The organism is Pusillimonas sp. SM2304 (genome assembly GCF_031628915.1).
GTDB lineage: Bacteria > Pseudomonadota > Gammaproteobacteria > Burkholderiales > Burkholderiaceae_B > Pusillimonas_C.
In genome coordinates, this window is sequence record NZ_JAVLUJ010000003.1 from 847,659 (window position 1) to 868,556 (window position 20,898).

Consider the following 20,898-nt stretch of genomic DNA (forward strand, 5'->3'; position numbering starts at 1 on the left):
ATCAAGCCCGTTTCTGTTGGGCGTAGCCCTTTAATACTTCGTCGCGCAGGACGCTCCAGATTGCCTGATGCAACTCGATGAAGCGGGGGTTGCCGCGCACCTCGGCCACGTCGCGTGGGCGGGGGATATCGATGGCGAATTCGCCGATGGGATGCGTGGCCGGCCCGGCCGACAGCACTACGACCCTGTCGCTCATGGCAATGGCTTCGTCAAGGTCGTGGGTGATGAACAGGACGGCCTTGCGCTTGGCCATCCAGAGTTCGAGCACCTCGTTCTCCATCAGTTGGCGAGTCTGGATGTCGAGCGCCGAGAATGGCTCGTCCATCAGGATGATGTCGGGGTCGCGAATCAGCGTTTGCGCCAGCATGGTGCGCTTGCGCATGCCGCCGGACATCTGGTGGGGATAGCGGTTTTCAAAGCCGCCCAGCCCGACCCGCTTGAGCCATTCCATGCCTTGGGCGCGCGCCTGCTCTGCCGGCACCCCCGCGAACTCCAGGCCCGCCGTGACATTGGACAAGGCGCTGCGCCAGGGCATGAGCGCCTCGCCCTGGAACATATAGCCCGCCCGGTGGTTCACGCCGTTCAGGGTTTCGCCGAACACCGTGACCCGCCCCGACGAGGGGGCAAGCAGGCCCGCCCCCACATTGAGCAGGGTGGACTTGCCGCAGCCCGTGGGGCCCACTACCGAAACGAATTCGCCGGGGGCGATGGCGATGGAGGCGTCCTTGACGGCGGTATAGCTTTTACCCGCACCCTCGTTGGATGCAAAGGTGCAGGTAATGTTTTCCAGCAGTAGAGCAGCTTCAGGCATTGGGATATTTTTGCTTGGCTTTGGCAACGAAGTCGTTGGTCCAGATTTTTGAAATGTCGATCTTGTCGGCCGGGAAATTCGGCACGAAGGCGGTCAGCGCCTTCAGCGCGGTTTCCGGGCCATCGTCGGGCACGGAGCCGTCGGGCGACAGGGCTTCCTTGTTGCCGGTCAGCGCCAGCTTGTAAAGATCGGGATCGCCCAGCAGATAGCCCTCGGGCACCACTTTGGCGATTTCATCGGGGGTCGCTTTTTGTATCCACTGGTCGGCGCGCACAATGGCATTGGCCAGCGCCTGGGTGGTGTTGGGGTTCTTGTCGATGAATTCCTGCGAGGTATACAGGCAGCCGGAAGGCATGTTGCCGCCGAAAATCTGGATGGTGTCTTTCAGGGTGCGCGTATCGGCAATGACCTTGACGGCGTCTTCCTTGACCAAAGTGCTGATGACGGGATCCAGGTTGGCCATAGCATCGATCTGGCCGGTGCGCATGGCGGTGATGGCGCCCGCGCCGGCGCCCACGCCGACGAAGGAAACGTCGGTAGGCTTGAGGCCGTGCTGCGCCAGGAAGAAGCTGGCCATCATGTTGGTGGACGAACCGGGGGCGGTCACGCCGATCTTCTTGCCTTTGAGGTCGGCCGGCGATTTGTAGTCGGCCATGGTCTTGTTCGACACGACCAGCACGATCATGGGCGCCCGGCCCTGCTGGGCGAACGCGCGGTACATCTGGCCTTTGGACTGCAGATTGATGGTGTGCTCGAAAGCGCCGGATACCACATCGGCGCTACCGCCCACAACGGCCTGCAAGGCCTTGGAGCCGCCGGCAAAATCCACGATCTTGGCATCGAGCCCTTCGTCTTTGAAATAGCCGTTGATATGGGCGATGGACAGGGGCAGGTAATAGATCAGGGCCTGGCCGCCCACTGCGATGACGACTTCTTTTTTTTCAAGCGATTGGGCGCGCACCATGCCGGGGGCAACGGTGGCGGCGCCGGCGACACCAGCCAATTTCAGTAAATCACGACGGGATAAGGACATGAAAGTCTCCTGGGCAGTAATAATTTTGTGACATATTACCCGAGAAACTTACCCTTGCTTATCGGGGCTTGCACCATGTCGTACCGGCGCCGGCCCCGTCAGGTATTGCGCCGTTCCATCAGCGCCCAGGCAATGGTGCCGGCGTCCACATACTCCAGCTCGCTGCCGGCCGGCACGCCGCGCGCCAGCCGGGTAACGGTCAGGTCGCGGGCGCGCAACAGCTCGGACAGGTAATGCGCCGTGGTTTCGCCTTCGGCGGTGAAGTTGGTGGCCAGAATGACTTCCTTCACTACGCCGTCTGTGGCGCGCTGAAGCAGACGGTCGAAATGCAGCGCCTGCGGGCCGACGCCTTCGAGCGGGGTCAGGCGCCCCATCAGCACGTAATACAGGCCGCGATAGCCATGGCTGGACTCGATCATGTTCTGGTCGGCGGGTGTTTCCACCACGCACAGCAGGGACGGATCGCGCTTGGGATTGGCGCAGGTCACGCAGACCTCTTCTTCGGCGAAGCCGTTGCACCGCGAACAATGGCGCAGGCCCTGCACGGCCGACGCCAGGGCGCGGCTGAGTTGGTCCGCCCCGCCGATATCGTATTGCAACAGGTGGTAGGCCATGCGGCGGGCCGAGCGTATCCCTACGCCGGGCAGGCGGCGCAATGCCTCAATCAAGCTGGTAAGCGGCTCGGGCTCGGGCAGCGGCGATTGCATCAGAACGGCAGCTTCATCCCGGGAGGCATGGGCATGCCGGCGGTGACGGCCGACATTTTTTCCTGCGAAGTGGCTTCCGCCTTCCGGAGCGCGTCGTTGAATGCCGCGGCAACCAGATCTTCCAGCATGTCCTTGTCGTCGGCCAGCAGGCTGGGATCGATCGTCACGCGCTTTACGTCGTGCCGGCAGCTCATGGAGACTTTGACCAGCCCGCCGCCCGAAGCGCCTTCGACGACGATGTCCGCCAGGGCTTCCTGGGCTTTTTTCATGTTTTCCTGCATTTGCTGCGCCTGGCGCATCAACCCGGCAATCTGACCTTTCATCATGGTTGGATTTTCCTGAAGATAAAAATTGAAGAAATAAGTCCTGACGCCCGTTGACCAAACCCTAGGCGGCCCGGGCGCTTGGCGCAGGGCTGATGGACCCGGGCACCACCCGGCCACCGAACTCGGTGATCAGCGTCTGGATCAGAGGATCGTTGGCCACGGCCTGTTCGGCCTCTTGCTGGCGTACGGCTTTTTGCGCCTGTTCGACCGCGTGGGCGGTTTCGTCGCCCGTCGCGCCGTACTCGATGTTCAAGCGCACCACGGTGCCAAAGTGTTCGGACAACACCGTTTGCAGACGCGACCGCCCTGCACTGTCGGCCTGCGAGAGGATGGCCACCCGAAGGTTGACCTGCTCGCCCTCGGCGCCCAGCCATTCGCTCTGCCGCGCCAATTCGGCGGCCCAGCCCGTCAAGGGCAATGCGGCGGCCAGCGCGGGCCAATCCTGTGCCGTCATGTCGCCCACGAGCGGCGACCTGTTTTTTTTGCGTCCGCCCGAAAACACGGCGGGCACGGCCTGGTCCTGAACCAGGGCGGCCGCATCGAAATCATCGGGCGGGCCATCGAATTCGGGGTCGCTCATGCCCACGGGCTCGAACCGCGCCTCGTCGTAGACTTCGTCATACGCTTGCATGGTTTCGAACTCATCGGCCTGCTGGGCTTGGGCTTGCGGCGGCGTGTCGCGCGGATCGGCCGGGGCATCTTCCCAGGCGGGAATATCGCCGGGATCGGCGCTGGGTCCAGGCGGCGCAGCATGCCGGAGCCCAGGCGTTGACGCCGGTGCCGGTGCCGGTGCCGGTGCCGGCGTTGGCGTTGGCGTTGGCGCCGGCGTTGGCGTTGGCGTTGGCGCCGGCGTTGGCGTTGGCGCGGCGGGCGGCGCAATGGCGGCAGCGGCGACTTGCGGCGCGGCCGGCTTGATTTCCGCTGCGGCGGGTGACGGTGATGTCACGGACGACGACGCAACAGGACTGCTTGCCCTGGCGGCGGGTTCTGCCTGCGGCAGGGTCGAAGCGGGTTCTGCCGCCGGCCCGGCGCCAGCGGCGGCGTCTTGCCCGCTGCCGGCCGGCGCAGGGTCTGCGTCGGGCCTGGACGCAGGCGGAGGCGATGCCGGCGGCACGGTGCCGGCCGGCACCAGGGCGAGCATCCGCAGGCAGGCCATGACAAAACCCGCATACTCGTCCGGCGCCAGCGACAATTCGCTGCGGCTGTGCACGGCGACCGAGTAAAAAAGCTGGGCCTGGTCCGGATGCAGGGCGCCGGCAAGCTGGACGATGTCGTCGGCCAGCGGGTCGTCGGCCGGGACGGTGCCCGGAATACGCTGCTGAACCGCCACCCGGGAGAGCAGCACGGCCAGGTCGGCCAGGGCGCCCGAATAAGACAGGCCGCGCGCGGCGAGCTCATCGGCCACCGACAGCACCTGGGCGGCGCTGCCCGCCGCCAGGGCTTGCAGCAGGTTCACCAGATGCCGCTGGTCTATCGTGCCCAGCATGCCCTGCACGGCCTCGCCTGTCAGGTTGCCTGCGCTATAGGCAATGGCCTGGTCCGTCAGGGACAGCGCATCGCGCATCGACCCCGAAGCCGCTTGCGCCAGCAAGCGCAGGGCGGGCGTTTCGTATTGAATGCTTTCCTGGCCAAGGACTTCCTGCAAGTGCCCCACGATCGACTCGGCCGTCATCTGCTTCAGGTTGAACTGCAGGCAGCGCGACAGGACCGTCACGGGGATTTTCTGGGGGTCGGTCGTGGCCAGGATGAACTTGACGTGCGGCGGCGGTTCTTCCAGCGTTTTCAGCATGGCATTGAACGCATGGCCGGTCAGCATGTGGACTTCGTCGATCATGTAGACCTTGAACCGGCCGCTGCCGGGCGCATACACCGCCTGTTCCAGCAACTGCGTCATTTCATCGACACCGCGATTGGACGCGGCGTCCAGTTCGACGTAGTCGACAAAACGGCCGGAGTCGATTTCGGTACAGGCCCGGCATACCCCGCAAGGCGTGGCGGTAATGCCGGTTTCGCAGTTCAGCGATTTGGCCAGTATGCGGGACAGGGTCGTTTTGCCCACCCCCCGTGTGCCGGTAAACAGCCAGGCATGGTGCAGGCGTTGGGTGGACAGCGCATGTGTGAGCGCGCGAACCACGTGATCCTGGCCTATAAGGGTCTCAAACGAACGTGGCCGCCATTTACGCGCCAGTACCAGATAAGTCATGCAGGGAGCTTAAAGCCGGAAGCTATCGGATCGATAAACGAAAAGTGTACCGGATTCGATGCCGCTTGGGGTATTTGGGGAGCAAACAGAAAAAATGAAGAGGCGAGCCTGACTTCGGCACTGATCCTGAGCGACTATGGCTGCTTCGTTCCCGACCTGACCAGTTTCACCGCCGGACCATGCGAAGGGGCCCGCCACGTAGAAGTTTAACAGGACTTGCATTGGCCTGCCGGGACACCGCGCATCGCGCGCGGCGCGCCCGACAGGCTAGGCGGCCACGGTCTGCGCGTAATCCACCCAGACATCGGCCCGGGGAAAATACAGGGCGCCGCGCGCGGGGCGGCCATCCAGGGCGCTGACGTGCGCGCAATACCGTTCGATCTGCTCGCGGTAACGCTCGCGCATGCGCGCAGCGAACCGGTCGCGTGTTTCGCCGTCTTGCGGCACGCCCGTCTTGTAATCCACCACCAGCCAGTCGTGCTCCTGGGAAATCGCCAGGTCAATGATGGACACCCGGCCGCTGATATCCAGCAGCGACCACTCGCGATGGGCCCGGGCCACGCGCAGCAGCCACGCCCCTTTTTCGCTCTCCACCGTGGCGACCAGCGCATCGCGCAATACCTGCGCCGCGGCGTCCAGCGCCGGCGCGGCCAGGCCGGCCCGCGCCAGTTGCTTGCGGAACACCGGCAGGCATGCTTCGAGCCGCCGCGCCGGCCAGGCGTCAATACCCTCTTTTCCCAGCCTTTCCAGCCAGGCGTGCGCGACCGTCCCGATCACGCTTTCATCGCCCGCCTCGGGCCGCCATTGCCATGGGGTGCCTTGTCCGGCCGCCGGACTGGCGGACTGCGCCCTGGGCAGGCTGTCGTGGGCCATGCGCACCAGCAGGCGCCCGCCAGGCGTGCTTGCGGCCAGATCGGCGTCGCCGCTCAGATCGGACGCTTCGGGCGCATCGGGCGTTTTCATGTGCTCCCACAAGCGTCCCAGCAGCGAGGCGCCCGCCGGGCGCTTGACGCTCATCATGTCATCGACGCCGACGACGCCAATCAGATGCAACTGCTGTTTGGCCCGTGTCAGGGCAACGTATAGCAAACGGTCGGTTTCATACGCGGCCCGCTTTTTTTCGCGTTCGGCCAGATAGACCGAAACGGGGTCGTGGTCTTCGGACGCCTTGTGCTTGATGGGCCCCAGCAGCAACTGCCCGCCGCCTTGCTCAAAACGCATCAGCGGCGGCGTATCGCCGCGCGGCCGTTTATGCAGGCCCGCCAAGATGACGGTATCGAATTCCAGGCCCTTGGACTTGTGTATGGTCATGACTTCAACAGCGCGCCCGCTGCCGCTGGGCGCCGCGTACAGCTTGGCCAGCCTGCTTTCCAGGTCCACCGGATTCAAGCCGCCGTAGGGCGCAAGCTCTTCGATCAGCCGCAACAGCCGCTCGGCATCGGTCCGGTCGCTGGCGCTGCAGTAGATGTCGGCGCCGCCCAGGCGTTGCCAGCAGGCTTCCAGCCAGGCGGCAAAAGGAATCGTGCCCGAAGCGTTGCCGGCATCCAGCAAGACGGCTGCGGCATGGCGCAGTCGCCGGGCCTCCATGTCGTCGATCCCGGGCTGGCCGGCGGCGTCGCGCGCCAGCCAGGCGGACAGCAAGGCCGGCACCGTGGCCGTCAGGTCGGCGCCAAACAAGGCATGCAGACTGTCCAGCGTCAAGCCGCATAGCGGCGAACGCAAGACGGACAGCCAGGCCAGGCGGTCGCCCGCATGCGACAAGGCGCGCGCCAGCTGGGCCAGGTCGATCACGGCCTGGCGCGACTGCAGGGACACCAGCTCTACCGCGCGGCATGGAATATTTTGCTGCGCCAGGCGATGCACAATGCCGTCCAGATGCGTACGCGCCCTGACCAGAATGGCCACCGGGTGCTCGCTGTCCGGGTGTTGCAGCAAGGCTTCCTTGGCCAGTTGGATGGCGACGGACTCGGCCGCCGCCACGGGATCGTCGTCCGCATCGTCCGCGCCGCCCTTGCGCAGCCATACCGGGTGGAACTCCGCGCTGATGCCCTGCACGCCCTCCTTGAATGGCACGGACGGGGTGTAGGTGATCGCCCCCAGGCCACTGTGATTTTTCTTGGGAAAAACGGGACCGCAAGTGCTGTTGACCCATTCGACCAGATGAGCCTGGGAACGAAAATTGTCCGTAAGCGCCAGCGCGGTCAGGGCGATGCCGCCCAGGCCTTGCTCCTTCACTTTCAGGAAGCAACCCACATCGGCCTTGCGGAAGCGGTAAATGGACTGCATGGGGTCGCCCACCAGGAACAGCGTCCGGCCGTCGCCCGCCTGCCAGCCTGACGTCAGGCGCTCCAGCAGATCGATCTGCGATTGGCTGGTGTCCTGGAATTCGTCGACCAGAATATGCTGGATGACCGTGTCGAGCGCCAGCAGCAGGTCGGTCGGCTCGTCGGCCTGCCCCAGGGCCTGCAGGGCGCGCTGCGAGATCTCGGCAAAATCGACTTCGGCCGCTTCGGTAAAGCGCACATTCAGTTGGGCGGCCGCCAGCCACAACACCTCGATCAGCAGGCGCAGGACGGCCTGCTGATCGCCGGTATAGCCTTCGCGCGGCGCCAGGCGTATGCCGGCCAGCATGGACACCCATGCCTCTGATTCGGAGGCGGCATTCAGCCAGCGCAGGAAATCGTCCTTGTAGGCGGCCTTGGCCTCGAAGCCCTCTTTGATGGTGACCCGGCGCCGCAAGCCGCCCTTGGCCGTCAGCAGGAGATTGGCCAGCGCCTGCCACTGGGGCAGGCTGGACACCTCGTCGCCGAATGGCGTGCCGTCCCAGTGCTGCAGCGCTTCAAGCCCCAGTGTGTCGTTGCCGGCGGCAAGCACATTGGCGGCCGTGGACGCCGATGGGGCCAGCGCTTGCGCCCAGCCCGCAGGCATGGCCCGCGCCAGGCTGGCAAGATCGGCCGCGATGGCGCTGTCCAGGTTATCCAGCAGCGCATCGACGTCCGCCCCTTGTCCCAGCAAAGGCAGCCATTGATCGCGGCTGGCCAGCATGTCGGCCAACAGGCTCTGCGCGGCGCGAAGGTCCACGTCCAGATGCGCGATCAAGCCCGCCACCGATGCATGATCGTCAGCCATGGCCAAGGTTGCCTGCGCGGCCGCCTCGTAGTGTTCGCGGGCATTGTCCGTGACCGCGGGCAGGCCGCCCAGCGAACTGAGCCAGGGCATGGCCCGCACCAGCCAGGTGCAGAATGAATCGATGGTGCGGATACTGAGCCTGGCGGGATAATCCAGCAGATTCCAGCCCAGCTCGCGGTCGCGCCGCAAAACGTCCTGCGCCAGTTGCCAGCCGCGCAGTTTGTAGGGTTCTTCAGGCTGGGGCGCCTGCCCCGCCCGCAGCTTCGCCAGCACGCGGGCGTGCATTTCGGAGGCTGCCTTGCGGGTAAAGGTGATGGCCACGATTTCTTCGGGCCGGTTCACGGTGGCCAGCAAGGCCAGAATCCGGTCCGTCAGCAACTCGGTCTTCCCCGACCCGGCCGGCGCCTGGATCAGGAAGGAGCGCGCCGGGTCGATGGCCGCAGCGCGTACGGCATGATCGCTGGGTTGCTTAATCGGCACGATGGTACTCCTCGTTCAGGCGCAGAAAAGGCAAGACATCGCAATACTGAATATCGTCGGGGCGCAGGCTTTGATTGCGCGCCACGCCAGCCACGTACTCATCCGCCATCAGGCAGATGACACGGCGCCATTCACTCATCAACTGTTCCCAGGTGTAATCGGCAAACGCAGGCCAGTCGGCCAATGCCGCCAGGCCCTCGAAGCCATAGTCCCCATCGGCCAGGCCCTTTACCTGTACATCGCGGGCATGCAGCCGCGCCAGCACCAGTGCCGCCACGCGCGCGTCTTCCTGCGCCAGCACCGACGCGTAGAAAGGCAGTTGCAGACCCACCGGGCGCTCGCGCATCCAGTCCGGCCTGGGGTCGATGCGCCCGCCGCCCGATTTGTAATCGATGACGGCCAGGCGCCCGTCATCGAGCTCGTCGATACGATCCAGGCGCAAACTGAGTTGCAGTGCGCCATGCGCCCAGAGATAAGTTTGCTCCACATCGCGCACACGAAACGGTGCGCGGGCCCGCTCCAGCGCCAGCCATTGATGCAGGATGGCCATGGCGCGATCGGTTTCCAGCCGCCGGACCACCACGCCGTAGTCCTGCAGGCATTCATCCGCCGCCTGCTGCACCGATTGTTCCAGCAAGTCCTGCAAGCCGCCCTGCGCATGCCGGTCGCGCAGCGCCTGCTGATCCGGCAGCATCCGCCAGACCAGCTCTATGGCTTTGTGCAGCAACAGCCCACGGGCATTCTGGTCGGACAGCTCGGCATAGGCGGCCAGTTCGCTGGCGCCCAGGCGGTATTTGGCAAAGGCCCACAAGGGATTGCGCGCCTGGGTATCGATGACGGCAATCCCGCCACGGGTGATCTCGCCGGCCCGCAATGGGGGGCCCTGTTCATCGCGGAGGTATTCCAGTACACAGGGGCGCATGGCCCGAGGCTCAAGCGCCGCCTCGGCCGCCTCGAGCGCGGCGATGCACGGGCTGGGCCGCAGTTCGCGCTCGCCTTCATAGGCCGCATGGCTCAGCCAGACCTGCGGCGCACTGGCCAACAGGCTGGCGTACAGCGTCCTGGCCCAATGCAGCTCGCGCTCGGGCGTGGCGCGCGGGGCACGCGCCTGGCGTTGCGCGGCAAGCGGAATAAAGGGATTGGGTCTGGGCACGGCGGGCAGGACCTCGTCGGTCAGGCCCAGCACCCACACCCCGTCCCAGCGCCCGCCTTCGGACTCCAGGAAGCCCAGTACGTCCAGCCGCGCCGCCGGGTCGCGCTGAGGCTGGAAGGGTGTTTCGCGGGCAAGCCGCCGCAGCAGGCTCACCGCCATCGAAAACCCCACCTTGCCCACGACCACTGTTTGCCTGGCCAGGCTGTCCATCAATCCATCAAACGCTTCAAGCTGCTGGTAAGCATGGCTGTCCAGCGCCGGCGACCCCGGAAAGCCCAGGGCCTGCAGCCAGGCGCGAAAGCGCTGTACCCAGACATCAAGCGGGGCCGGGCCGGCCTGTTCGGACGCCGCCTCGTAGCCGTCGCGCCAAGCCTGGGCAAGCTGCGGCGCATGTTGATCCAGCAGCCGGGCAAAGGCGGGTTCCGAGACGGCGACCATGGCCCGCCTGCGCCAAAACGCATCGATGCCTGCCCGGCCCGAGGCCTCTTGCCTGTCGGACACGCATGCGCCTGCCAGCAGGGCCTGCCCCAGATCGGCAGGCGCGCAGGTTTTCCTGACGGTCAATTCGGCCAGCACGCGCAGCCATGACAAAGCGGCCCCCGCCAGGGGCCAGTCGCTCATGGGGCGCGCCACTGCCACGTTGTAAGGCTGCACGCGGCCCTGGCCATCATCCAGCGCCGCCCGCAAGCACCGATGCGCCAGCACCACGTCGGCCTCAAGCCGGGCCGCCACCACCGCATAGCGGCCTTGCGGATCGGCGCGCAGCCGCTCGGCGGCCCATTGGGCGGCCAGGCGCCATTCGCCATCGGGATCGGGCGCCACCACACGGCATACCGCCCCGGCGGCCTGCGCAGGCCGATCCAGGACAGCCAGGCGGACGCCCTGTGCCAGCAAGGCGGCAAGCATGCCGGACAGGCGCGGCGGCAATTCGTTGAACCCCGCCAGCACCAGCGTACCGGCGGGCGCTTTCAATAAACCGCTGCGCACGGCCTGATCGATGCGCCCATAGGCAAGATTGCCGTCCTCCATGTCCCGTTGCGCCAACAAGGCCCTGTAGCGCCGGCGCCATTCCATAAAATGTTGGTAATCGACCGTTTCCAGTTCAGGCGGAACCTGTATATGCCAGTCGTCCATCAGGCGATCGGCCTCGGCGGCCAGCCTGGCCGCCTGGGCCACATCCAGCAAGGCGCGCTCGGACTCCGCATCGTCGACCACCTGCTGCCAGAGCCACTGCGCGCCAAACGCATCCACCGTATGCGAGGCCAGCCCCGATTCAGGAAGGAAAGAAAGCTGGTCGGCCGCCCGTTTGAGCCAGGCGGACAGCGGCACGATGTCGGGCACCGCCATCACGCTGCGGACATCATCAAGCGATGCCGACAGCTCGGCCAGGACGCGGCGCGCATGCCGGTTATTCACGGTCAGCACCAGTACATCCTGGGCGTCCAGTTCAGCCAGTGCTTCTAGCGTGATGGTCGGAAAGGTGTCTATCATTCGTCTGGGGAGAGCCGGGCCGGTTGTGCAATGGGCCTATTCTAACGACTTCCGCCATGGGGCCGGCCGAACGCGGCGCCCGCCCTTGGCGAATCCCTGCAAGCAGATCAGTCCGGCGCCGCCGGGCATGAATCGGCCAGTACGCCGCGCAGGGCGGCCGCCACCGCCGCGGCAAACTCCGGATCGTTGATATGCAGGGGCAGCTTGTCGAGCCGATGCCGGGCCGTGGGAATGAAGTGGCGCTCTATCGCTGAAAACAGGGCTTTGTTGGCGTCGGGATCATGGAATGGCGCGCCGGGACAATCGATGGCGGACAACCCTTTCATGGGCAGCAGCAGGCGCACTATGCCTGGCGACTGATTCAAGCGCGCGGCAAGATGCTCGCCGGCAAGGGCCAGTTCCTCAGCCGTGCTGCGCATCAGCGTCACGTGGGCATTGTGTGTATGAAACAGGCGGCCACGGTATCTGGGCGGGATCGTCTCGCGCGGCCCCCAATTGATCATGTCGAGCGCACCGACCGAGCCTACCCATGGCAAACCCAGCTCGGCGGCGGCATCAAGCCGGCCAGGGCCCGCATCACACACGCCGCCCGCCAGATGCTGTCCCACTTCCGTCGTGGTGATGTCGACGATGGCCCTGAGCAGGCCGGCGCGCGCCAGGGCCTCCAGGGTCCTGCCGCCCATGCCGTTGGCATGAAACACCTGGCAATCGTAACTGCCGCCCAGCAGCCGCGTCACGGCTTGCACGCACTCGGTCGTCACGCCGAACATGGTCAAGCCAATGGCGGGACGCGCATCGGCAGCCGCCGCAGGCGCGGCATGCTGCACCATGCCCGCCATGGCGTGTGCCGCGTTGGCCAGTATCATCCGCGAAAGGCGGTTGATGCCGGCCAGGTCGGTCACCGGGTTGAGCACCATGATGTCATACACGCCGACAAAGGGGGTAACCGTGCCCGACGCCAGCGTCGAAACCAGCAGCTTGGGCATGCCGTAGGGCAGTCCATGCAGCGCGGGCGCAATCATGGACGTGCCGCCCGAACCGCCTATGCCGATGAGGCCGCGGATCTCGCCCGCCTTATAGCGCAGGTCAACGAGCCGGCGCAGGGCCTGGCCCATCGCAATGACCGCCGCGCCCCGATCATCGCCGCCAAGCACACCGTCGGCGCCCGACTCATGGTGGGACGCCACCTGGGCAGCCTGAATATCTGCCTGGCTTCCGGCGCCGCGGGTGCTGATGTCCACGGTCACGACAGGCACGCCGGCTTGCCTGATGAGCGAGGCCAGGTAAGCGAGCTCATCGGCTTTGGTGTCGAAAGTCCCGACGACCCAGACGTTGGGCCCTGCGCTCATCCGCCCTTCCCGAAACGTTCGTTGACGCATTGAAAGAAGATACGGAACGTATCGGCGACGCGTTCGACGGCTTCGGCTTCCTGGTCCGCCGGCACGTCGAACGTCGCCCACCATTGCCCAAAACACTGCCCGGTCTCGGTCACCGGCAGCAGCTGCATCTGCGCCACGTAGTTGCGCCAGTCGGCATCGATGTGCAGGATCTCGTACGTACACCGATGCTCGTAGTCCGACAGCTCCAGCAGCCGTTCACGCAGCATGCCGCCGCCGTCCCGGACCGTGAAGCGGCGCACGCAGGCAATGCGGTCCGCCGGCCATCCTTCTTCGATGTAGGAGTTCTCGAAAAAGGGGTGGTAGTTGCCCAGATCGCCAAAATCGCGCAGCATGCCCCACGCCTGATCCAGCGTGGCGTCCATGATGGCGCTTACATAGACTCTAGCCATGGTTCTCCTCCGTCTTATCGGGACAGCGCTTTATACAACGCCACATGCTCGGTGATGGCGACCTCGACAGGCAGGCGCTCCATGCTGCTCGCACCATAGAAGCCGTTGCAATGCTCGCTATGGCTCAAGACGTATTGCACGTCGTCGGGCATCGAGATCGGCCCGCCGTGCGCAATAACGATAATGTCTTTGCGCACCTTGCGGGCGGCCTCGCCCCATTCGTCGATCAGCCGGACGGACTCTTCCAGCGTCTTGGACGAGCTGGCGCCTATGCTTCCGCCCACCGTGACGCCCATGTGCGGCACAATGAAATCGGCGCCGGCCTTGGCCATCTCGACCGCCTCGTCGGCGCTGAACACATAGGGGGTCGTCAGCAAGTCCAGTTCGTGCGCCTGGCGGATCATATCGACTTCCGTGGAAAAATTGATGCCTGTCTCTTCCAGGCTTAGTCGGAATGTACCGTCGATAATGCCTACCGTCGGAAAATTCTGCACGCCCGCAAAGCCCAGGTCTTTGAGTTTCCTCAGGAACACGGGCATGACGATGAACGGGTCTGTGCCGTTCACGCCGGCAAGCACCGGCGTGCGCTTGCATACGGGCAGGACCTCGCCGGCCATCTCCAGGACAATCTCGTTGGCGTTGCCGTACGCCAGCAAGCCGGCCGACGATGCGCGCCCGGCCATGCGATAGCGGCCCGAGTTGTACACCACGATAAGATCGATACCGGCGGCTTCTTCGCACTTGGCCGAGATGCCGGTGCCTGCGCCCCCGCCGATGATGGGCTCGCCCCGTGCGACCATCCCCTGAAACTTCTGCATCAATGCCTGGCGATCATGCCTTGCCATAACGACTCCTTAGTAAAGCGTTTTTGTGTAATGATTCGAGGTATGGAGAAGCCAGATCTGCTGACCGAAACGCATATTTTCGGCGACGACACCCACGTCGTCACAGTTCGTGCCGAGCACTGCGAGGCGCTTGCCGCGCGCCACATTGCCCACGTCGCGGTCATTGACGCCGCCGCTCCTTATACGATTGTCCGCACGCACCTTAGCGGTGCTTTCCTGCAAGTGTGCCTGGGCGGCGAAGGGCAGACCCTGCTGGACGGCAGTTGGCGCAGCCACACCGCCGGGGTGGCCAGCTTTGCGCCCGCCCATGTGCTGCATGCCTTCCATTGCCTTCCCGGTCAGCGCTGGCAGCTTTGCTGGGTGCGTTTCATGCCCAGTTCGCCCAGGTCGCTGGCCGGGGCCATGGCGCCGGGCTTTACCGGGTTCGACGGGCGTCCGCTTGAACGCGCCGTCCTGGGTCTCTCGGCCGAGATGCAGGACGGCGCCGACCCCGGCACGTGCGCCATCTGGGTCGACATCATCGAGCGCTATGTATCCCGCATGGTCGACCCCTGGCAACGGGAACCACGCCTGAATGGCATGTGGTCGGCGGTATTGGCCGATATCGGACACAGCTGGAGTCTTGAAGAGCTTGCGCGCCTGGCCAATATCAGCCCGGAGCACCTGCGCCGCCTGTGCTGGAAGAACTTTGGACGCAGTCCCGGCAAGCAGCTGACCACGATGCGCATTGCGCAGGCCGCGCACCAATTGGCCACCACCCCGAAGAAGATCGAAGCCATTGCCCGGGACGTGGGCTATGTGAATCCGTTCACCTTCTCGAACACCTTCAAGCGCCTGACCGGCTTCCGTCCATCGGAATACCGGTCCAAGCCGCGCCCCTAGCAAGCCGCTGCGCCGCCGATGGATGCCGGACATCAAGGACTCCATCGTTCGGCCCCGCCCTACTTCTTGACCAGGTAGCAGGTGCTGTCGGCCAGGGGTGCAAACGCCTGCTCGGCCGGAATGGTCTTGACCAGCTTGTAATAGTCCCAGGGCCCCTTGGACTCGGCCGGGCTCTTGACCTCCCACAGATACATATCATGAACCATGCGCCCGTCCTCGCGGACCTTGCCGCCCTGGGCGAAAAAGTCATTGATCGGCGTTTCGCGCATTTTGGCGGATACCGCGTCCGGATCATCGGTGCCCGCCGCCTCTACGGCCTTCAGGTAATGCATGGTGGACGAATAGTCGCCGGCATGCGCCATATTCGGCATGCTTTGCATGCGTTCATAGTAGCGCTTGGCAAACTCGCGCGATCCTTCATTCATGTCCCAATACCAGGCATTGGTCAGCAACAGGCCTTGCGCCACGTCCAGGCCCAAGGCATGTATATCATTGATCCACAACAGCAAGGCAGCCAGTTTCTGTTTAGGCGTCAAGCCGAATTCATGGGCGGCCTTGATGGCATTGATGGTGTCATGCCCCGTCGAGGCCAGGCCGATGATCTTGGCGCCCGATGTCTGGGCCTGCAGGATGTAGGACGAGTAATCGGTCGTGCCCAATGGGTGGCGGGCGGCACCGAGCACCTTGCCGTTGGCGGCGCGCACGACATCGCTGACCTGCTCCTCCAGCCCGATGCCGAAAGCGAAATCGACCGTCAGGAAATACCAGGTGTCTCCGCCCGGCTGCTCGACCACGTTGCGCCCCGTGCCGTGGGCCAGCGAATAGGCGTCGTAGGTATAGTGAATGGTGTAGGGCGAACACATCGCATTCGTCAGGCCCATATTGGACGGGTTGTTGACGATAATGTGCCGCTTCTTCTCTTTGGCGATGCCCGCAACGGCCAGCGCCACGCCGGAATTGGCCAGATCGGTGATCATGTCCACGCCGTCGCGATCGAACCATTCGCGCGCCTTTGCGGCACCGATGTCGGGCTTGTTCAGGTGGTCGGCGAACAGGACTTCGATAGGCTTGCCAAACATGGTGCCGCCGAAATCCTCGACGGCCATCTTCACGGCTTCTATGGCGCCCTTGCCCGACACATCGGCATAGACGCCCGAGATATCCGTGAGCACGCCGATGCGCAGCGCATCGCCGGAAAGCGTCTGGGCATGGACGGTTGCGGCGCCAGCGGTCAGGGCGATGGACGCCGCCGCACACTTCCATAATCTGGTCTGCATGATTTGTCTCCTGTGTGTATGCCGTTCGCAGCGATTGCGATCCGAACCTTGTGTTTCCAAGGCATGCGTCCATGCTAGATTTCGGGCGTCCGGGCGTCCATACCGCCAAGGCACCAGCACCTATCCTAAATCCACCTCTGCCCGGGGCGGGGGCGAACAGCGCCCGCATGCCTGCACAGCCGGCAGCGCAGGCATTACACTAAGGCCATGTCAGAACAGAACAAGGACAATAGCGCCCCCCCGGTCGAGCTGGGCGGATCGATCTGGTTCCGGTCGGGCCAGCAGAACTGGGGCAACCAGAAACGCATGGCCCTGCTGACCGCCATCGGTCAGGAAGGCTCGATCACGGCGGCGGCAAAAAAAATCGGCCTGAGCTATAAGGCCGCCTGGGACGCCGTGGACACCATGAACAACCTGGCCGGCGAACCGCTGGTGCTGCGGACAACGGGCGGCCAGCGCGGCGGCGGCGCAAGCCTGACGGCGCGTGCACAGGAATTGATACGCGTCTACCAGCTCCTGCATGCCGAACACGAACGCTTCATGGCTCGGCTGGCAGCGGTCAATGCACACGCCAGCCATCACCTGGAGCTCATCCAACACATGATGATCGATACCTCGGCCCGCAATAAGCTCGTCGGCCTCATCCAGCAGATTACGCCGGGCGCCGTCAACGACGAAGTCACGCTTGAACTGAACGCCGGTACGGCGATCGTCGCGTCCATCACCAGCGAAAGCGTGCAAAGCCTTGGGCTGCAGCCGGGAAAACGCGCGCTGGCCTTCATCAAAGCGTCGTCGGTGCTCATCGGCCTTCCGGGCGGCAATCTGAAACTGTCGGCGCGTAATCAGTTGCTGGGCAAGATCAGCCGCATCACCGAAGGCGCCGTCAATGCCGAAGTCTGCGTGGAGCTGCCCACGGGGCAGGTCATTGCCGCCATCATCACCAGGGCAAGCCAGGCCTCGATGGGCCTGGAAACAGGCCAAGAGGCTTATGCGATCTTCAAGGCATCCAGCGTCATGCTGGGCGTGCTGGACTGATGCCGCAGCAGTTCCAAGGGATGGCATGAACCCACGATGCGGCCATCCCGAATCTGATGCACTTCGTCGGCCAGCATGACGGCGTCTTCGGGATCGTGCGTAATCAGAATGGTGGGAATCTGGAGCTTGGCCTGCAGGGCGGCCAGTTCTTCGCGCATTTTATGACGCAGCCCGGCATCCAGCGCCGACAGCGGCTCATCCAGCAACAATAGCCTGGGCTCCACCGACAAGGCCCGCGCCAGCGCCGTCCGCTGCTTCTGGCCGCCGGATATTTCGCGCGGGTAGCTCTGCAACACGCTTTGCAGCTCAAAGGCGTCGACCCAGCGCCGGGCCGTGGACGGCAGGCCATGCCGCCTGGGATTGAACAGCCCTTTCTGCAAGCCAAAGCCTATGTTCTGCTCGACCGTCAAGTGCGGGAACAAGCCGTAATCCTGTTGCAGATAGCCCAGTTTACGGTCTTGAGGCGGAAGGAAAACCGCTCGTTGCGCATCGTAAAGCGTAAAGCCATTGACCCGGATATGGCCGCTTTCAGGACGCATCAGCCCGGAAATAGCCTGCACCGTCAGCGTCTTGCCCGCCCCGGAGGGGCCGAACAGGGCGATGCGGCGCGCCTGGGACTGCAGCTGGACATCCAGCACGAACGCCCGCTTGCCCGACAAAACCCGCCGCTGGATGTTTACATCGATCATCGCAAGGCTCCGCCCACGCCCATCATCCGCGTACGGTCGGGCGCCAGCCGGCTGGCGATCAACAACACCGCGATGCATGTCAGGGCCGTGACGAGCACCAGGACATTGGCCGCGTCGTCATTGCCCGCCTGCACCGCCTCGTAGATGGCAATCGACAGGGTTTGCGTACGCCCGGGTATGCTGCCGGCGATCATCAGCGTGGCGCCGAATTCGCCCAGCGCGCGGGCGAACGCAAGCAGTACGCCGGCCAGGATGCCGCGCATGGCCAACGGCAGCGTGATCCTGAAGAAAATACCGGATGCGCCGATGCCCAACACCCTTGCGCCATCTTCCAGCGTGTGGTCCACATCTTCAAAGGCGGCCCGGGCCGCCTTCAGCACCATGGGAAACGCCACGACCGTTGCCGCAATGACGGCCCCCTGCCAGGTGAATACCAGCTCTATGCCCAGGTCCGACAGAAAAGCGCCCAGCCAGCCCCGGCGCCCCAGCAGCACCAGCAGGTAATAGCCGATGACTGTGGGCGGCAGCACCATGGGCAAGGTCAGTACCGAATCCACGACATCGGACCAGCGCGAACGCCAGCGCGACAGGCCGTAGGCCACGGCAATCCCCAGGACAGCCGCAAAAAAGGTGGCCCAGCCGGCTACCTTGAGCGACAGCAGCAGCGGAACGCTGATGGCAGACATGCGGATCCTGCTTAGGGCTTGGAGAAACCGTACTTGGCAAGCACCGCCCCGCCTTGCTCCGAACCGATGAAGTCCAGGAAGTCCTTCGCCTGCGGGTGCAGCCCGTCGCGCTTGACCAGCGCGATCGGATACAGCACAGGCGTCGGCGACGGCAGCTTGGCAACGACCTTCACCTTGTCCGGCATGATGGCCGCATCCGTGGCAAAGACAAAGCCGGCATCGACCTCGCCCCGCGCGACGTAGTCAAGCACCTGGCGCACATTCTGGCCCAGCACCTCGCTTTTCTTGACGGTATCCCAATCGCCGGTCTGCTCCAGCGAACCTTGCGTATAGCGGCCCACGGGCACCGTGGCCGGGTTGCCCAGTGCAATGCGCTTGATGCCGGCTGCCTTGAGGTCGGCCACCGACTGAATATTGTTGGGGTCATTGGCGGGCACGATGAGCACGACTTCATTGCGGACAAAATCGCGCCGCGTATCAGTCTGGATGCTGCCTGCCGCAACCGCCTTGTCCATGGCTTTCTGGTCGGCAGAGGCGAAGATGTCCATGGGCGCCCCCTGTATCACCTGCGCCGCCACCGCGTCGGAGCCGGCAAAGCTCATCAGCACCTTGGTCTCGGGGTGCGCCTGCTGGAACTGGGTCGCCAGTTCGGCAAACGCGTTGGTCAGGCTGGCCGCCGCACCCACCAGCATATCGGCCGCCGAAGCCTGCCCGTGCCAGCCCATGGCGGCAAATACCGCGGTCGCGATGAATTTTTTCAGTTTCATGGTTTGCCCTTTGTCTGAATCGTTTTGATGGATGAATAGGTTGACACAGATCGTAATATATATACCTACATAACGATACGTCAAACCCGGCCTGCGATAACATGTCCATGCAAGCCTGTTATTGGGCACCGACTGACCTGCTAACCCTCGATACGACACGATTGGCTTATCTCCCCCCCGCTTCCATCGACACCTTCCTGGATGCCATCTGGCTGGAAGACGGCCTGGCGCAGAACACGCTGTCGGCCTACCGGCGCGACCTGTCCGCCTTTGCGCAGTGGCTGCATGCCAAGCCTGGAAAAACGCTGGAGCAGGCGGACGCCGCCGACATCCAGGACTGGTTTGCGGCCAAGCACGCCAGCACCAAGGCCACGACGGCCAACCGGCGCCTGGCCGCCCTGAAACGCTACTATCTGTGGGCGCTGCGGCAAGGCCTGGTCGGCAAAGATCCCTGCCTGACCCTGCGTGCCGCCAAACAGGCGGCACGCTTTCCCAAATCGCTGTCGGAAGACCAGGTCGATGCGCTGCTGCAGGCCCCCGACCACCGCGACACCTTGGGCTTGCGCGACCGCGCCATGCTGGAAACCCTTTACGCCACCGGCCTGCGCGTCAGCGAACTGGTCGGCCTGGGCATGCTGGATGTCAGCCTGACCGAAGGCGTCGTGCGGATCAACCAGGGCAAGGGCGGCAAAGACCGGCTGGTGCCGCTGGGCGACGAGGCCCAGCACTGGATAGACCTGTATATCAAGCAGTCGCGCCCCAGCCTGCTGGGCCAGCGCCGCTGCGATGCCCTGTTCGTTACCGCCCGCGCCGCCGCCATGACGCGGCAGTCGTTCTGGCTGATCGTCAAAAAATACGCAGCCGTGGCCGACATCCACACGCCACTGTCCCCCCACGTTCTGCGCCACGCCTTTGCCACGCACCTGCTGAACCACGGCGCCGACCTGCGCGTGGTGCAGATGCTGCTCGGCCATGCCGACATCTCCACCACGCAGATTTATACTCACGTAGCGCGCGAACGCCTGAAGGCCATGCATGCCAAGCACCACCCGCGTGCCTGAAACGCCACGCCCTCTTTATCTTCATGACCCCAGAACAATGTCCAAAGAAAAACACGTCTCGGAAACCCCCGCCACACAGTTCCTGAAGAAAAACAAGACCGGCTTCAGCGAGCACCCCTACCACTACGTGGATCACGGCGGCGCCACGGAAGCCGCCCGGCAACTGGGCCTGGACCTGCATCAGGTGGCCAAGACGCTGATCATGGAAGACGAGAACGCCCGCCCGCTGGTGGTCGTCATGCACGGCGACTGCGAGGTATCGACCAAGAACCTGGCCCGCCAGACGGGCGCCAAGAAAATCGCCCCCTGTTCACCCGATACGGCGCAGAAACACTCGGGCTACCTGGTGGGCGGCACCTCGCCCTTCGCCACACGCAAGAAAATGCCGGTATGGGTCGAGGAAGGCTTGCTGGCGTATCCGGCGATCTACGTGAACGGCGGACGCCGCGGCTATCTGATCGGCGTTGCGCCCTCGGCACTGACTGAACTGCTGGGCGCCAAGCCCGTCAACGCGGGGCTGGCAAAGTAATCGGC

Annotated in this window: 18 protein-coding genes and 1 other RNA gene; 4 read left to right on the forward strand and 15 right to left on the reverse strand. The window is 64.4% G+C overall.

Features of this window, described 5'->3' with window-relative positions; genetic code table 11:
* Position 1: 1 nt before the first annotated feature.
* The 11 genes from RE432_RS18910 to RE432_RS18960 form a co-directional block, all read right to left on the reverse strand.
* A complete protein-coding gene (locus tag RE432_RS18910) occupies positions 2 to 811 on the reverse strand; it encodes an ABC transporter ATP-binding protein (RefSeq protein WP_310935072.1) in 810 nt (269 codons plus the stop codon).
* Positions 804 to 1,844, reverse strand: coding sequence for an ABC transporter substrate-binding protein (locus tag RE432_RS18915; RefSeq protein ID WP_310935073.1), 1,041 nt, complete (start codon positions 1,842 to 1,844; stop codon positions 804 to 806). Before RE432_RS18915 ends, RE432_RS18910 begins: the two co-directional genes overlap by 8 nt.
* 98 nt (positions 1,845 to 1,942) lie before the next feature.
* Positions 1,943 to 2,551, reverse strand: coding sequence for a recombination mediator RecR (gene recR / locus RE432_RS18920; RefSeq protein ID WP_310935074.1), 609 nt, complete (start codon positions 2,549 to 2,551; stop codon positions 1,943 to 1,945).
* Positions 2,551 to 2,877 carry a YbaB/EbfC family nucleoid-associated protein gene (locus tag RE432_RS18925; protein ID WP_310935075.1) on the reverse strand — a complete coding sequence of 109 codons (327 nt, stop codon included), beginning with the start codon at positions 2,875 to 2,877 and terminating at the stop codon, positions 2,551 to 2,553. Before RE432_RS18925 ends, recR begins: the two co-directional genes overlap by 1 nt.
* 61 nt (positions 2,878 to 2,938) lie before the next feature.
* Positions 2,939 to 5,080: a DNA polymerase III subunit gamma/tau gene (locus RE432_RS18930; RefSeq protein ID WP_310935076.1), complete on the reverse strand. Its 2,142-nt coding sequence runs from the start codon at positions 5,078 to 5,080 to the stop codon at positions 2,939 to 2,941.
* 98 nt (positions 5,081 to 5,178) lie between these two features.
* Positions 5,179 to 5,276, reverse strand: an RNA gene (gene ffs, locus RE432_RS18935) — signal recognition particle sRNA small type.
* A 71-nt stretch (positions 5,277 to 5,347) separates the two neighbouring features.
* Entirely contained in the window at positions 5,348 to 8,689 is a 3,342-nt protein-coding gene (locus RE432_RS18940; protein WP_310935077.1) for a UvrD-helicase domain-containing protein, read from the reverse strand.
* Positions 8,679 to 11,333 carry a PD-(D/E)XK nuclease family protein gene (locus RE432_RS18945; protein WP_310935078.1) on the reverse strand — a complete coding sequence of 885 codons (2,655 nt, stop codon included), beginning with the start codon at positions 11,331 to 11,333 and terminating at the stop codon, positions 8,679 to 8,681. The genes RE432_RS18940 and RE432_RS18945 overlap by 11 nt, the downstream gene beginning before the upstream one ends.
* A gap of 107 nt (positions 11,334 to 11,440) precedes the next feature.
* Positions 11,441 to 12,682: a Tm-1-like ATP-binding domain-containing protein gene (locus RE432_RS18950; RefSeq protein WP_310935079.1), complete on the reverse strand. Its 1,242-nt coding sequence runs from the start codon at positions 12,680 to 12,682 to the stop codon at positions 11,441 to 11,443.
* A complete protein-coding gene (locus tag RE432_RS18955) occupies positions 12,679 to 13,122 on the reverse strand; it encodes an SRPBCC family protein (RefSeq protein WP_310935080.1) in 444 nt (147 codons plus the stop codon). The genes RE432_RS18950 and RE432_RS18955 overlap by 4 nt, the downstream gene beginning before the upstream one ends.
* A 14-nt stretch (positions 13,123 to 13,136) precedes the next feature.
* Positions 13,137 to 13,967: a phosphoenolpyruvate hydrolase family protein gene (locus RE432_RS18960; protein WP_310935081.1), complete on the reverse strand. Its 831-nt coding sequence runs from the start codon at positions 13,965 to 13,967 to the stop codon at positions 13,137 to 13,139.
* Between the two features lie 42 nt (positions 13,968 to 14,009).
* Between RE432_RS18960 and RE432_RS18965 the strand changes: the two genes are divergently transcribed.
* Positions 14,010 to 14,849 carry an AraC family transcriptional regulator gene (locus RE432_RS18965; protein ID WP_310935082.1) on the forward strand — a complete coding sequence of 280 codons (840 nt, stop codon included), beginning with the start codon at positions 14,010 to 14,012 and terminating at the stop codon, positions 14,847 to 14,849.
* A 59-nt stretch (positions 14,850 to 14,908) separates the two neighbouring features.
* Here the strand turns inward: RE432_RS18965 and RE432_RS18970 are convergent, their stop codons facing one another.
* Entirely contained in the window at positions 14,909 to 16,126 is a 1,218-nt protein-coding gene (locus RE432_RS18970; RefSeq protein WP_310935083.1) for an ABC transporter substrate-binding protein, read from the reverse strand.
* A 207-nt stretch (positions 16,127 to 16,333) separates the two neighbouring features.
* Here RE432_RS18970 and RE432_RS18975 point away from each other — a divergent pair, with 207 nt between their 5' ends.
* Positions 16,334 to 17,161 (forward strand): TOBE domain-containing protein, encoded by an 828-nt coding sequence (locus RE432_RS18975; protein WP_310935084.1) that lies wholly within the window; start codon positions 16,334 to 16,336, stop codon positions 17,159 to 17,161.
* Here RE432_RS18975 and RE432_RS18980 read toward each other — a convergent pair.
* The 3 genes from RE432_RS18980 to modA are packed head-to-tail and all read right to left on the reverse strand — an operon-like array spanning position 17,113 to position 19,303.
* Positions 17,113 to 17,850 carry an ATP-binding cassette domain-containing protein gene (locus RE432_RS18980; protein ID WP_310935085.1) on the reverse strand — a complete coding sequence of 246 codons (738 nt, stop codon included), beginning with the start codon at positions 17,848 to 17,850 and terminating at the stop codon, positions 17,113 to 17,115. The genes RE432_RS18975 and RE432_RS18980 overlap by 49 nt on opposite strands.
* Entirely contained in the window at positions 17,847 to 18,536 is a 690-nt protein-coding gene (gene modB, locus RE432_RS18985; RefSeq protein ID WP_310935086.1) for a molybdate ABC transporter permease subunit, read from the reverse strand. The genes RE432_RS18980 and modB overlap by 4 nt, the downstream gene beginning before the upstream one ends.
* A gap of 11 nt (positions 18,537 to 18,547) precedes the next feature.
* Positions 18,548 to 19,303, reverse strand: a complete 756-nt coding sequence (gene modA / locus RE432_RS18990; protein WP_310935087.1) for a molybdate ABC transporter substrate-binding protein — start codon at positions 19,301 to 19,303, stop codon at positions 18,548 to 18,550.
* Between the two features lie 161 nt (positions 19,304 to 19,464).
* Here modA and xerD point away from each other — a divergent pair, with 161 nt between their 5' ends.
* Positions 19,465 to 20,364 (forward strand): site-specific tyrosine recombinase XerD, encoded by a 900-nt coding sequence (xerD, locus tag RE432_RS18995; protein ID WP_310935088.1) that lies wholly within the window; start codon positions 19,465 to 19,467, stop codon positions 20,362 to 20,364.
* A 37-nt stretch (positions 20,365 to 20,401) separates the two neighbouring features.
* The gene (locus RE432_RS19000) at positions 20,402 to 20,893 is read left to right on the forward strand and encodes an aminoacyl-tRNA deacylase (protein WP_310935089.1); all 492 of its coding nucleotides are present in this window, start codon (positions 20,402 to 20,404) and stop codon (positions 20,891 to 20,893) included.
* Positions 20,894 to 20,898: the final 5 nt, after the last annotated feature.

Excerpts from the sequence above, each read along its gene's own strand:
- RE432_RS18980 (WP_310935085.1), bottom strand. The coding sequence starts at position 17,850 with ATGATCGATGTAAACATCCAGCGGCGGGTTTTGTCGGGCAAGCGGGCG.
- RE432_RS18930 (WP_310935076.1), bottom strand. The coding sequence starts at position 5,080 with ATGACTTATCTGGTACTGGCGCGTAAATGGCGGCCACGTTCGTTTGAG.
- RE432_RS18960 (WP_310935081.1), bottom strand. The coding sequence starts at position 13,967 with ATGGCAAGGCATGATCGCCAGGCATTGATGCAGAAGTTTCAGGGGATG.
- modA (WP_310935087.1), bottom strand. The coding sequence starts at position 19,303 with ATGAAACTGAAAAAATTCATCGCGACCGCGGTATTTGCCGCCATGGGC.
- RE432_RS18925 (WP_310935075.1), bottom strand. The coding sequence starts at position 2,877 with ATGATGAAAGGTCAGATTGCCGGGTTGATGCGCCAGGCGCAGCAAATG.
- RE432_RS18975 (WP_310935084.1), top strand. The coding sequence starts at position 16,334 with ATGTCAGAACAGAACAAGGACAATAGCGCCCCCCCGGTCGAGCTGGGC.
- RE432_RS18970 (WP_310935083.1), bottom strand. The coding sequence starts at position 16,126 with ATGCAGACCAGATTATGGAAGTGTGCGGCGGCGTCCATCGCCCTGACC.
- RE432_RS18955 (WP_310935080.1), bottom strand. The coding sequence starts at position 13,122 with ATGGCTAGAGTCTATGTAAGCGCCATCATGGACGCCACGCTGGATCAG.
- RE432_RS18945 (WP_310935078.1), bottom strand. The coding sequence starts at position 11,333 with ATGATAGACACCTTTCCGACCATCACGCTAGAAGCACTGGCTGAACTG.
- RE432_RS18910 (WP_310935072.1), bottom strand. The coding sequence starts at position 811 with ATGCCTGAAGCTGCTCTACTGCTGGAAAACATTACCTGCACCTTTGCA.
- modB (WP_310935086.1), bottom strand. The coding sequence starts at position 18,536 with ATGTCTGCCATCAGCGTTCCGCTGCTGCTGTCGCTCAAGGTAGCCGGC.
- RE432_RS18950 (WP_310935079.1), bottom strand. The coding sequence starts at position 12,682 with ATGAGCGCAGGGCCCAACGTCTGGGTCGTCGGGACTTTCGACACCAAA.
- RE432_RS18915 (WP_310935073.1), bottom strand. The coding sequence starts at position 1,844 with ATGTCCTTATCCCGTCGTGATTTACTGAAATTGGCTGGTGTCGCCGGC.
- RE432_RS19000 (WP_310935089.1), top strand. The coding sequence starts at position 20,402 with ATGTCCAAAGAAAAACACGTCTCGGAAACCCCCGCCACACAGTTCCTG.
- RE432_RS18965 (WP_310935082.1), top strand. The coding sequence starts at position 14,010 with ATGGAGAAGCCAGATCTGCTGACCGAAACGCATATTTTCGGCGACGAC.
- recR (WP_310935074.1), bottom strand. The coding sequence starts at position 2,551 with ATGCAATCGCCGCTGCCCGAGCCCGAGCCGCTTACCAGCTTGATTGAG.